The organism is Streptomyces chiangmaiensis (assembly GCF_036281785.1).
Taxonomy (GTDB): domain Bacteria; phylum Actinomycetota; class Actinomycetes; order Streptomycetales; family Streptomycetaceae; genus Streptomyces; species Streptomyces chiangmaiensis.
The window spans coordinates 1-11,621 of the sequence record NZ_JAYWVC010000036.1 but is presented as its reverse complement, the minus strand read 5'-3'; the positions used below and the strand labels follow the sequence as shown (position 1 = coordinate 11,621).

General features: G+C 68.4%; 13 protein-coding genes and 1 riboswitch. Of the genes, 8 read left to right on the top strand and 5 right to left on the bottom strand.

Going from position 1 to position 11,621, the window contains the following annotated elements; translation table 11 throughout:
- Positions 1-13: 13 nt before the first annotated feature.
- The 3 genes from VXC91_RS14085 to VXC91_RS14075 form a co-directional block, all read right to left on the bottom strand.
- Entirely contained in the window at positions 14-691 is a 678-nt protein-coding gene (locus VXC91_RS14085; RefSeq protein ID WP_329507508.1) for an NAD(P)-dependent oxidoreductase, read from the bottom strand.
- 303 nt (positions 692-994) lie between these two features.
- Positions 995-1,468, bottom strand: coding sequence for an MEKHLA domain-containing protein (locus tag VXC91_RS14080; RefSeq protein WP_329507507.1), 474 nt, complete (start codon positions 1,466-1,468; stop codon positions 995-997).
- Positions 1,469-1,749: 281 nt separating this feature from the next.
- Positions 1,750-1,890, bottom strand: coding sequence for a hypothetical protein (locus VXC91_RS14075; RefSeq protein WP_329507506.1), 141 nt, complete (start codon positions 1,888-1,890; stop codon positions 1,750-1,752).
- Positions 1,891-2,278: 388 nt separating this feature from the next.
- Here VXC91_RS14075 and VXC91_RS14070 point away from each other — a divergent pair, with 388 nt between their 5' ends.
- On the top strand, positions 2,279-2,770 hold the full coding sequence (locus tag VXC91_RS14070; RefSeq protein ID WP_329507505.1) for a hypothetical protein: 492 nt from the start codon (positions 2,279-2,281) through the stop codon (positions 2,768-2,770).
- Positions 2,760-5,711 carry a CHAT domain-containing protein gene (locus VXC91_RS14065; protein WP_329507504.1) on the top strand — a complete coding sequence of 984 codons (2,952 nt, stop codon included), beginning with the start codon at positions 2,760-2,762 and terminating at the stop codon, positions 5,709-5,711. Before VXC91_RS14070 ends, VXC91_RS14065 begins: the two co-directional genes overlap by 11 nt.
- A 368-nt stretch (positions 5,712-6,079) precedes the next feature.
- Here the strand turns inward: VXC91_RS14065 and VXC91_RS14060 are convergent, their stop codons facing one another.
- Entirely contained in the window at positions 6,080-6,247 is a 168-nt protein-coding gene (locus tag VXC91_RS14060; protein WP_329507503.1) for a hypothetical protein, read from the bottom strand.
- A gap of 226 nt (positions 6,248-6,473) precedes the next feature.
- Positions 6,474-6,621, top strand: a riboswitch (M-box (ykoK) riboswitch).
- Between the two features lie 545 nt (positions 6,622-7,166).
- Between VXC91_RS14060 and VXC91_RS14055 the strand changes: the two genes are divergently transcribed.
- Both VXC91_RS14055 and VXC91_RS14050 read left to right on the top strand, forming a co-directional pair.
- A complete protein-coding gene (locus tag VXC91_RS14055; RefSeq protein ID WP_329507502.1) occupies positions 7,167-7,982 on the top strand; it encodes a 2-oxoglutarate and iron-dependent oxygenase domain-containing protein in 816 nt (271 codons plus the stop codon).
- A 229-nt stretch (positions 7,983-8,211) separates the two neighbouring features.
- The gene (locus VXC91_RS14050) at positions 8,212-8,424 is read left to right on the top strand and encodes a hypothetical protein (protein WP_329507501.1); all 213 of its coding nucleotides are present in this window, start codon (positions 8,212-8,214) and stop codon (positions 8,422-8,424) included.
- A 195-nt stretch (positions 8,425-8,619) separates the two neighbouring features.
- Here the strand turns inward: VXC91_RS14050 and VXC91_RS14045 are convergent, their stop codons facing one another.
- Entirely contained in the window at positions 8,620-9,093 is a 474-nt protein-coding gene (locus VXC91_RS14045; RefSeq protein WP_329507500.1) for an ArsI/CadI family heavy metal resistance metalloenzyme, read from the bottom strand.
- Positions 9,094-9,172: 79 nt separating this feature from the next.
- Between VXC91_RS14045 and VXC91_RS14040 the strand changes: the two genes are divergently transcribed.
- From VXC91_RS14040 to VXC91_RS14025, 4 genes are all read left to right on the top strand, one after another.
- Positions 9,173-9,553: an ArsR/SmtB family transcription factor gene (locus VXC91_RS14040; protein WP_329507499.1), complete on the top strand. Its 381-nt coding sequence runs from the start codon at positions 9,173-9,175 to the stop codon at positions 9,551-9,553.
- The gene (locus VXC91_RS14035) at positions 9,550-10,293 is read left to right on the top strand and encodes an aquaporin (RefSeq protein WP_329507498.1); all 744 of its coding nucleotides are present in this window, start codon (positions 9,550-9,552) and stop codon (positions 10,291-10,293) included. The genes VXC91_RS14040 and VXC91_RS14035 overlap by 4 nt, the downstream gene beginning before the upstream one ends.
- A gap of 27 nt (positions 10,294-10,320) precedes the next feature.
- A complete protein-coding gene (locus tag VXC91_RS14030) occupies positions 10,321-10,743 on the top strand; it encodes an arsenate reductase ArsC (protein ID WP_329507497.1) in 423 nt (140 codons plus the stop codon).
- 128 nt (positions 10,744-10,871) lie between these two features.
- Positions 10,872-11,528: a hypothetical protein gene (locus tag VXC91_RS14025; protein ID WP_329507496.1), complete on the top strand. Its 657-nt coding sequence runs from the start codon at positions 10,872-10,874 to the stop codon at positions 11,526-11,528.
- Positions 11,529-11,621 lie beyond the last annotated feature (93 nt).

The following is an 11,621-nucleotide window of genomic DNA, read 5'->3' as shown; positions in this document are numbered from 1 at the left end:
CCGGATGGATGTGTCAGTCGGCGATGCCGATGGTCTGCCTGACAGCTTCCGGTCGATCGATGACCCGCAACATGTGGTGTGCGACGTCGGCGCGCGAGACCAGCGTGCCCCCGCGAAGGTTGCGCCCGAACGCCGTCCGGTAGACGCCGCTGAGCGGCTTGTCGGTCAGCCGCGGCGGGCGTGAGACGGTCCAGTCCAGGTCGCTGCGGGGAAGAATGTCCTCCATCAGTGCGAGGTCGGCATAGTGCGCGCGGAACATGGCGCGGGCCAATCGTCTGCCCAGGTGGCACATGAAGAACCCGTCGCCCGGATCGTGTTTCGGGGGGTGCGGCCGGCCGGGTGAGGGCACCGTGCCGACGGGTGCGGCGCTGACCACCACAAGGCGCCTCACTCCGGTCGCCTGCATCGCCGCCACGATGGCCTTCGTCCCGCGCGAGGTGATCCCGGCGTCGGACTTCGGGTGCCGTGGTCCGAGTCCGGAGAGAACGGCGTCCCTGCCGCCGACGGCGGATGCGAGCAGGTCCGCATCCGGCGCGGCCAGGTCGGCCGTGACCACGCGGAACCGTCCTGCCCGGTCGGTCAGTCTCTGGGGATCGCGTACGACTGCGGTCACGTCGTGGCCCGCGGCCTCGGCCTGTTCGAGCAGGTGGCGGCCTATGCCACCGCTCGCTGCGAAGATCGTGAGCTGCATCGGTCGGTGCCTTCTTTCGCCTCGGTCTGCGTCGGAGGGCACAGGTGCGGCGACCGGTCGTGGGCGCCTCCTGCCGTGTCTGCCTCCTGGGAGCAGCGGCGGCGGAGGAGTGTGACAATCCCGTCAGGGAATGTGACCCACATCTCACGGTTCGTCAGCTGCCGTGCACTCTTCGCAGGCCCTCAGTGACCCGGGCGGACATCGTGCACCGCGCGGTCCGCAGTGCCGCCCGGCACGCCGTTCGCGCAACGCGGGCGCCGCCATGCGGCGGCCGGACGGCCGTGGGGGTATCGGACGGGAGCTTCATGCGTCCGTCGAGGAGTGGAAGACGGCGGCCTGACCGTGGTGGACGCCACCGGCGTCCGTCACGTTCCACATGGTGACGTCTTCGATCCAGAAGCGTCGGCCTGTCCTCGCTCGCCGTAGCCCTCGATACCCCGAGGCGTAGCCGTTGTCCGCCACCGACGCGATGAACGAGTTGCGTCCGGCCTGGGCATCGGGTGCCGCGGACAGACGCGAGGGCAGCACCGTGAACTCCTGCCAGGTGTAGTCGAAGCGATTCTGCGCGGTGCGATTGGCGTAGACGAACACCGGATCGTCGGCCGTGTCATGGGCGAGCAACCCGAACGGCGCCTGCCAGTACAGCCACTCGGCCGCCTCGCCGTCCGAGGACCAGGATGTCGGACACAACGGTCGGCCCGTCTGCCGCTCGTAGCTGGACAGCAGGAGTTGGGCGAAGGCGGGGCCCGCCCCCTGCGGCAGATGAGCGTGGTGCATCGTGCCTCCATGCGCGGCCGGTCTGCCCGCGCCCGTGAACCGGGAAATCGAACAAGTCGACAGACATGATGCACGTGCGAAGGAGCGCGCCTCCGGGCAGGGTGACCGTTTTCGGCGGGCCGCCGAGAGGCACTGCATCCGAAGGCCGTACGGTCCACGAAGTGTCTCTGACCGGGGGCGTCTCGAAGCCCGTCCGCCCCGCGCAGCCGGCGGGCACGACGGCGACCAGCAGCTGAAGCCGGGGGTGGGACCCCTCGTGGGAAGGGCCGCACCCCGAATCCTCAGTTCCGGGCCATGGCGGGCGGGGCGGCGTCGACGCCCCGGCTCGTCGGCCTGTCGGAGAGCCTGATCTTGATCGTGCCTGAGTACAGCAGGTCCTGGTGGAAGAGTCGGCTCTGGCGCAGCTTGACCGAGGTCGTCATTGCCGGGCATGCCGTACACGTCGATCTGCGGCTCCTCGACGTGGTCCAGGTCTGGAGATCGGTCCGCGGCGATCGGCCGGTGACATCGTGATCGGCGGTGCCCGCAGCCCCAGTTGTTGCCTCTCGATCAGACGTTGCGCGATGATGCCGATGGAGCCAAGGATCAGCTCGCGGAGGAGCATTGTCGGACAGCGTGACAGCCTCGCAGCCGGGCGGCAGCCGAGCGACCGAGCAGTTGGATCGGCTCACCCGCATTCTCCGGGACTGCGGAGTGGTCGTCACCAGGACTGTGGTGCCGAACTCGGGAGACGATGACCCCGGTGTGGCCGGCTGGTTGTGGGTGCGGCGCGACCCTCCGCTGTTCCCCGGGAACGAATACGACGTCCTGGTGAGCTATGCACCGGCGGACGACGGCTGGAGCGCCGCCAGACTCGACGGCCGCCACGATGCCATCGGCTCCCTCCAGTCGGAGCTTGGGGATGTCGCCGGACGAGTGACAGCGCTCTTGGAGCAGTCGCTCGCAGTCGAGGACGAGTCGTCGCACAGGGACTCGAGTGTCGTGTCGGCCGTGTTCGGAGCCGCGGCGGCCACCGTTTTCCTGCCCTTCCTGCAGGTCATCGTCAGCAAGTCGGCAGAAGACGCATATGCGCGGCTCAGCAGGATCTTTACGCGAGAGGAGCCGCAACAGCCGCGGCAGGTGGCGATCGTGGACGAGCAGAGCGGAGCCACATTGATCGCACCCGATCCTCTGCCCACGAACGCGGTGCGCCAACTCGTCGCCATCCCTCCCGAAGATCTCCGCGCTTACATTCACCGATGGGATGAAACCGATATGACCTGGCACCGCTACGAGCGAGCTGAGCCGCCGCATGCGCCCTGACGATCTGCGGACCTCACTGCTGAACCGCATGCATACCGTGGAGTTCACCGGCGGCGACCCCGAGTTGCTCTTCGGCGCGCAAGCCGAACACTGCATCGACGATCTGCTCGTTCAGGCGGTTCAGCAGGGTCTGGGCGCGGAGGGGACCACCCGGGACCACGCTTCCGCTCTCTTCGTGGTCGGTGCGCTGCTCCTGTGCCGGACGCAGAACCCGATCGAGGCGTACGGATGGGACCGATGGGGGCGTGATCAGGCATTGGGCCGTGCCATGCTCATGGCCGCATACGAGACGGACATCGAGGCAGCGCCGCCTGCTGTCCGCTCGCTCTTCCCGCCGCCTCCCGACCTGCGCACGCCGCGATGGGAGCGGTGGATCACCGATGCGGGGGATCTGGTGCGACAGACCTCCAGGGAGGACAACGGAGCCGGACTATCGGCAGCGGTCATCCTCCAACTCGGTCTGTCGATCTCGCGCAGTGCGGAGCTGGAAGGGCCGTTACTCGCCGGCTTGGGCCACGCACTGATCCGTCTGTACCCGGCGGTGCCCCTCACCGGTCTGGCCGACGAGGTGGTCCGTCTGGTGCGCCGCGCCATGGACCACGCTCGGCGGGGCACGACGATGAGCAGCGACACGATCATCCAGATCATGGAAACCCTGGGCATCGCGTACCAGCGAGGCATCAGATCGGATGCCGGGCTGCTGGTCGAGGGCATCGACCTGGGCAGAAGGCTGCTCGCGTCGCTCTCCCCGGACCATCCGGACAGCCAGGACGCCGCGTGCGATCTGGGCAACCTGTTCGCCTTGCTGTACGAAGAGACCTCCGATCCCGGCTGTCTCGGACACGCGCTCGAGCTCAACCGCAGCGTGCTGGATCGCATGCCGCCCGAAGACCCGGCCTACGCCGGCACCGTGTACAACGTTCTGAGCACGGTGGCCAAGAGCGATGACGCGGTTCCCGACGCCGAACTCGACGACGCGGTCGACCTGGGCCTGAGCACCCTCCGACGGCTGCCTCTGAAAGGCCTGCCCCGGGCAGACATCAGCGCGATCGTCAGCCATCTGCTGAGGCGGCGTCACCTGCGCGGCCGACCGGGAAACGACCTCGACCAGGCGATCGCGCTGGCCCGGGATGCGGTGGCCTCCGTGCCGCCGTCGGACCGCGTTCCGCTCGATTCCTACCGAGCGTTCTACCGTGCACTGGAGGCCAAACACCGGTCCGGGAAAGCTCCAGGAGCCCTGGACGAGGCCATCGACGTCGCACGCCACGCGGTGCGAGCGACGTCCTCAGGCCACTTCGACCTGGGGGCCATGCTCAACAACCGCTACGCGGACGCCGCCGACGACGCCAGGGACGAGGCGGACCTGCGTGCGGCGGTGGCCGCGTTCCAGGCCGCGGCGAGCGACCCGGCGACAGACCTCCGCACACAGGTGACCAGTGCCTGGTATGCCGGCCGCAACCTGGCCGTCCTGGGCGACTGGGCGGCTGCGGCGTCCGCGTTGGAGACCGCCATCGGACTGCTGCCCCGCCTCGCGGGCCGGCGCCGACCGTACACGGAGAAGCCCGGACGACTTCTCGGCGAGCTCAGTCCGATGGTGTCGATCGCCGCCTCCTGCGCCATCGCGGCCGGGTCACCCCACATGGCACTTCAGCACGTGGAGAACGGCAGGGGCGTCCTGTTCGCCGAGACCACCGTACTGCGCAACGGCGCCGACGATCTGTACACAAAGGCACCTGAGCTCGCGGACGACCTCTCGACGCTGAGCGGGCAGCTGGAGACCGCCACCGATGCCGAATCCCGCAGCGTCCTCAACGCCACATGGGACCGTACGATCGCGCAGATCCGCAGAGTTCCGGGATTCGAGGGCTTTCTCGCCTCGCAGACGGCCGCGGACCTGATGGCACAGGCACCGAAAGACCCCGTCGTCATACTCATCCACAGCATCCACCGCTCGGATGCACTGATCGTGACCACCGATCACCTTCGGCATGTGCCGCTCACCGATCTGACGATGGACTCGTTCCGTCGGCACTCCTCCAATCTGTTCGAGTCCCAGGAGGCCGCCCAGTCCTCATCCGCGGCGGAACGACGCCAGGCCGAGCGACAACTCGGCCTGGAACTCGCATGGATATGGGAGACGATCACCGAACCCGTCCTCGAGGCGGTGGGCTTCACCTCCACGACGGAGAAGTCCGCGGACACCCTGCCGAGACTGTGGTGGTGCCCAACCGGACTTCTCTCCTTCCTCCCGCTGCACGCAGCCGGGCGCCGGCCGGACGGACCCGGGGTCGCGGACCACTGCATCTCCTCGTACACGCCAAGTCTGCGCGCCCTGCGCGGAATGCCCCGGTGGAAGGGAATCACCGACGAGGACCTTCTGGTGGTGGCTCTTCCGAGAACCCCGGGATATGGCGATCTCCCCATGGCCGGTCATGAGGCGTCGCAGTTGATGGCGCAGTTCCCGGGCTGTGCCCTGCTCATGGGACCTGCCGCCACCCGGCAGCGCGTCACCGGCCGGCTGACGCACCATTCCTGTGTCCACTTCGCCTGCCACGGAGACTACCTTCCCCAGTCGTCCGACGCGGGTGGTCTGCGCCTCCACGACGGAACACTGACCATGGCGGATGTCGCCGCCGTTCCGGGGGCCACGCTCGCATTCCTCTCGGCCTGCGAGACAGGGCGTCACACCCTGGTGAATCCCGATGAGGGACTGCATCTGGCCAGCCGTTTCCTGCTCGCCGGTTACCCTCACGTCGTCGCCACGCTCTGGCCCATCGCCGACCGAGCAGCTCCCCAGGTCGCGGCCCGCTTCTACGCCGAACTCCTTGCCGACGTGGGTACCGTCCCGGCGCGGGCACTGGACAGGGCGGTGCGATCCCTGCGTGCAACCTGCCCTGACAGGCCGTCTTTGTGGGCGCCCTACATCCACGTCGGCCGGTGAAACGCCGGGCTCGACCACCCGACATCCATCCTTGATCTTGCGTGGGTATCCCCGGCTTCAGCCGGGCGAAAACGGCCCTCCTGTCGGATCCGTGGGTCTGAGGTTGTAGGGCAACGGATCGCTACCGTCCTTGGCCTCCTCGACCTCCACCCCCTCGATCACGATCTTTTCGACACCGAGCAGCCGAGTCCATGTCCTTGAGGATCGCACGCCGTATCCAGGTTCTTCCGTTTCGTTCTTTCGCAAGCGGAACCGTACCTGTGATACGGCGTGTTGCGTGCATCGCCCCTGCTCAACGACTCACGGAAGCGACAGGGGGAGCCACTTTTCGAGCGGCACACGATCTCTGGGCTCTGCGGTCCCGAGGGCTACTCGGGATAGTCCATGGCGACGTGGCAGTGCACAGCCGCCAAGCGGTTGTGCTCCTCGGTGCCGGACTCCGAGTCGCGGGAGCGGCGCTCGCCGCTTTCCGTCTCGGGAGCGTGGGGCGCGTCCTCGCCCTGACGTGTGACCGTGGTGAACTCTGATGCTGTCATCGCCGATCGCTTCCTCTCCTGGGCACTGGGCGGGGGAAGCCGTCCCCGCACCATTCGAGTACAGCCCAGCATCCGCTGCTCCCGCCGGCGTTGACACGAGATTGATGGAATTCCGCTTGTCTTTGACGACACCCATACACGCAGGCCACTGGCCGTGGGGTGCCACCGGTGCACAGTAGATGCCGTAGTTGACAGGGCGCTTCGAGCCTGCGCCATACTGCTCGGCGCGACACCTCTTTCGGTGAGGCGTCTGCGCGGCTACAAGCCACTGACCCGACGACGTCGAGAGACGCCCAGGTTCAGGTGTGGCGTCCCGCCCAGGACGGGTGGGGATACGCCCCGCAGTGCTGAAACTCCTACGTGGAGGGTGTCGGCCAAGTGCGGCCGTGGTCCGGGACGGACTCCGTGCTGCCCTGGGGCGGGCGGCGATGCCGTCGTCCGCGAGGACGAGCGCACCGAGGTGCGCGGTGACGAGAGGAGGCAGTCGGGATGAGTCCCGGCAGTAGTCCGAGTATCCGACCCGCTCTCGCTCAGGCTGTCTCCCGTACCTGAGTCCGTAGCGGTGCCGTAAGTCCAACTTCTCTGTGGCAGAGCTCAGTTGGGTTCCGTTCGGAGCTTTTCCTGCGAGCGGCGACTCAACGAGCCTGGCCGGCCCGTCCGCGTGCCTTCGCCTGTGTCGTCTCCCTGCCGTCACGGGATGTCACTGCTCCGGGCGTGCCCTCACCCCTGTCCGAGGCGCCGTAGGCGTTGCGGGTGCCTCCGTCGCCATGGCCCGCCGTGCGAGCGCTCGCCGACTCGCCGCCGTGACGGCACGGGCTTGTCGCGATCCGCAGGCCTCGGCCGGCCGGTGGCTGCCCCAGTGACGTTCCGTCGATTCCCCGATGCCCGCTCAGGCACCCAGATACAGAAGAGAAGCACCATGCTCACCACTGCCACGCAAGCTGCCAACGATCTGCTGCGCGACGGCTACGCCCGGATCACCCTCCGCGACGGCGGAGAACGCCTGTTGCACCGAGTACTCGGCGAGAGCCGGCAGTTCTTCGGCCGACCGGTCGGAGAGAAGGAGCGCTATGCCGCCGCGGACTTCAACTTCGGCTACCGCCCGATGGGCCGCGAGTTCTCGGTCAGCGCGGAGCGCCCGGACCTCAACGACTGCTTCACCCTCTGGCACGACCGGCTCGACCTGATCCCGAACTCGGCCGAGATAGCGGGGTTGACCAAGGCACTGCTGGCCTGGCGCGCGTGCCTGTCCGCCATCGTCGCGGACACCGTCGGCGAGGTCGCCGCACAGCTCGGCGGTCACAAGGCGCCGCCGTTCGAGGCGGCCTCCTACCTGCAGTTCAACAACTACGCGGTGGCGGACTCCGACCGCGACCTGCTGCAGGACAAGCACGAGGACGGCCACCTGGTCACTGTGATACACACCACCGCACCCGGCTTGGAACTGTGGCTGAATGGCGAGGCCTGCCCGATGCACACCGAGACCGACGAGGTGCTCCTGATGCCGGGCTCGGTCTTCGCCGACCTGACCGGCGGCCGGATCCCGGCGCTCTACCACCAGGTGCGCAACCTGCACCTGACCAACCGCACCGCGCTGATGTACTTCGTCAACCCGGAGCTCGCCGAGCCGATCTACGCCTGGGCCACCGAGCCGGACACGACACCGATTGACCTGCGCGAGAAGATCCGCAGCAACCCCTCGATGTTCGGACTCCCGGACGTCCCGGCCCTCTGACCCCCTTGGAGCTGTTCATCGGGGTGACCAGCTTCGCCGGGTCGGTGGGCAGCCGGTCCAGGTCGCTCCGGTTCCTCAGCTCCTTTGGTCCGAGGCGCCACCCGAAGGTGCCCTTCTTCTGGCACGTGTGCCCGTCCGCGACGACGCGTGCGGCGCCCGTCGACCGCGCCGGGGAGCGCCGGGTCGTCGCCCGCGTGCGCGAATCGGTCCCGCGCGCGAGGCTGGGTGTGTGGCAGAGCGTCGTGTGATCGTGTACCCGCCCTTGGAGACGGGTGGCCGGCGAGTGCGGGTGGACGGGGAGATCCTGGGGACCGCATATTCGCAGCAGGAGCTGGCGTTCTTCTTGCAGAACCAGGGGATCGTGGACCGGGACGAGTGGTCGGTCAGGACATGCGACCTGATCGAGTGGAGGGGCGGCGGACCGGACGAGTGGGAACACTGAGCCCACCCTCTTGGACGCAAATGGACCTCCCGGCCGACCAGTCGCTGGACCTCGCGGCGAACGGCCATGAAGTATGGCCGCTGAACGGCCAGGAGAGACCGTCTGACCGGGGCTGACATCGGTTCGGGCGCACGACTGCAGTGCGCGCTTCAGGGCCGGCCGGGTGGGTGGGGCGCTACTTGACCGCCGTCCGGTTCAGCGGCCGCAGACGCATCCTGCTGCCGCCGGAGCCTCCTCGGAGGCCTGGCCGGTGCAGCAGGCGTCGCCGGTGGCGTCGGGGTGGGTGCTCTTGCCGAGGGTGTCGGCGTCGGCCTTGACGACGTAGACCTCCCAGGGCTCCTGGCCGGGGCCGTGGACCCACACCTTGTCCTGGAGGGCGTAGCAGCAGGAGGTGTCGTTCTCCCCGAAGGTGGCGAGGCCGGCGTCCTTGAGACGGCTGGTGGCCGCGTTGACCTGGCCGGTGGACTCGACTTCGACGCCGAGGTGGTCGAGGCGGGTCTCCTGGCCGGGCTCTCCTTCGATGAGAACGAGCTTGAGCGGGGGCTCGGCGATGGCGAAGTTGGCGTAGCCCGCGCGCCGCTTGGCCGGTTCGGTGCCGAAGAGCTTCGAGTAGAAGGTGATCGACGCTTCGAGGTCGCTGACACGCAGGGCGAGCTGAGCACGGGCCATGGCAGGGCTCCCATCGGCTTGCATTGATGTCTGTCGATACAAGGTTGCGCCTTGGATCGAAGGATGTCAACATAGATGCATGTCGAAGCAAGAGCTCGTCGTGATCGGGCAGAGCGATGAGACCGGTGCGTGCTGTCCGGGGCTGGCGTTCGCGCCCCTGGAGGAGGATCAGGCCGCGGAGCTGGCGAGGCTGTTCAAGGCACTGGGAGACCCGGTACGGCTGCGCCTGCTGTCGATGATCGCTTCGCGGGCGGGTGGTGAGGTGTGTGTCTGTGACCTGACCCCGGCTTTCGATCTGTCCCAGCCGACGATCTCGCATCACCTCAAGCTGCTGCGGCAGGCCAGTCTGATCGACTGCGAGCGCCGGGGCACGTGGGTCTACTACTGGGCGCTGCCCGCCACCCTCGACCGGCTCGCTGCGTTCCTGACGACGTCGCAGACGGCCGAGGCGACTGCGTGAGCGCCCCGCTGGCGCGCCGGGCCCTCGCCGAAGCGGTGGGGACGGCGGCCCTGGTCGCGGTGGTTGTCGGCTCCGGAATCCAGGCCACTGAGCTGACCCGGGACGTGGGCGTGCAACTACTGGCCAACTCACTGGCCACGGTCTTCGGCCTGGGCGTGCTGATCGCGCTGCTGGGGCCGGTCTCCGGCGCGCACTTCAACCCCGTCGTCACGCTCGCGGCTTGGTTCACCGGCCGTCGCAGCAACGACGGGCTGACCGCACGGGACATCGCCGCCTACCTCCCGGCCCAGATCGCGGGAGCCGTCGCTGGTGCCGTCCTGGCCGATGCCATGTTCGGCAAGTCGTTCGTGCAGTGGTCCGCTCACGACCGTTCCACCCCTCACCTGTGGCTGGGTGAGGTGGTCGCGACCGCCGGACTCATCCTGCTGATCTTCGGACTGGCCCGCACCGGCCGCGCTCACTTCGGACCCGTGGCCGTGGCGTCCTACATCGGGGCGGCCTACTGGTTCACGTCCTCCACCTCGTTCGCAAACCCGGCGGTCACCATCGGCCGCGCGTTCACGGACACCTTTGCCGGCATCGCCCCCGGTTCGCTCGGCCCGTTCATCGCGGCCCAGTTGCTCGGCGCCGCGCTGGGGCTGGGCCTGGTGAGTGCGGTGTTCGGACGCCCGGCACCCGCGCCGACCGACACCGTCCCGCTTCAGGGCGAACCCGAACTCGCCGCCCCCACCCTCCCCTGACCTGTCTCGCTCAGAAAGACACCCGCCATGACCTCTCCCGCCGAGCGCCCGTCCGTGCTGTTCGTCTGCGTCCACAACGCCGGGCGTTCCCAGATGGCCGCCGCGTTCCTCACCCATCTCGCCGGTGGCCGCGTACAGGTCCGCTCCGCCGGGTCGGCACCTGCCGACACCGTCAACCCGGCCGTCGTCGAAGCGATGTCGGAGGCGGGCATCGACATCTCCGCCGAGGTGCCGAAGGTGCTCACCGTCGAGGCCGTCCAGGCGTCCGACGTGGTCATCACGATGGGCTGCGGCGACACCTGCCCCGTCTTCCCCGGCAAGCGCTACCTCGACTGGGGCCTCCCCGACCCGGCCGGGCAGGGCGTCGAGGCCGTCCGTCCCATCCGCGGCGAGATCGAGAAGCGCATCCGAGGCCTGCTCGAGGAGATCGCGCCCCTGAGCCAAGAGTGACCGGGGCGGGCGGAGTGGGCACCGTGGTCACAGCACCGCCGGCGCTATGACCACGAACCTTCGTCGGTTTGCCGGGACAGTGACAAAAGGGGGCGCGTGACTCCTTCCAGTGGCGGTACGGTCCTGCCATGTCCGGATCAGCCGATATCGGCCCCTCCCAGCCCCCCGTCACCGCGGACGATCTCGACCTTGCCGTGCAGCTCGCCGTGGCACTTCTTCGCAAGGCGCCCCCCGCCGCGTGGGAAGGCAAGGCCGGTTCGCTGGAGTGGGACTGCTGGGAAACCGTCGAGCACCTCAGCGACGACCTGTTCGCCTACGCTGCACAACTGGGCCCCAGAGTCCCGCCTTTGGACGGCGAGGTGCCCTTCGTGTGGGAGAGCCGACGGCCCGGCGGCCCGGCGAACGCCATTCACGCGAACCGGGAGGCGGGACCCGCCGGCCTCTTGCAGGTCCTGGAAGCGAGCGGCGCGCTGCTCGTCGCCATGGTGCGCACAACGCCTCCGCAGACCCGCGCTCATCACGCCTTCGGCATCTCGGACCCCGAGGGCTTCTCGGCGATGGGAATCGTGGAGACCCTGGTGCACACGCACGACCTGGCGCAAGGGCTCGGGCTCGTATGGAGCCCGCCTGCCGATCTGTGCTCGCGGGTGCTCGGCCGGCTGTTTCCGGACGCACCGTCGGCCACGGATCCCTGGCCGACCCTGCTGTGGGCCACCGGACGCGCCGAACTGCCCGACCGCCCTCGTCTGACCACATGGCGGTGGGACGGCACGCCCCGGGCATAGGTCCTGGAGGCCGTCACTTTTCACGGGGCAGGCTCACCAACTTCATTAATAATCCCTGGTGTTGTACGTGGATGGAGTTGCTGCGTATGTCCA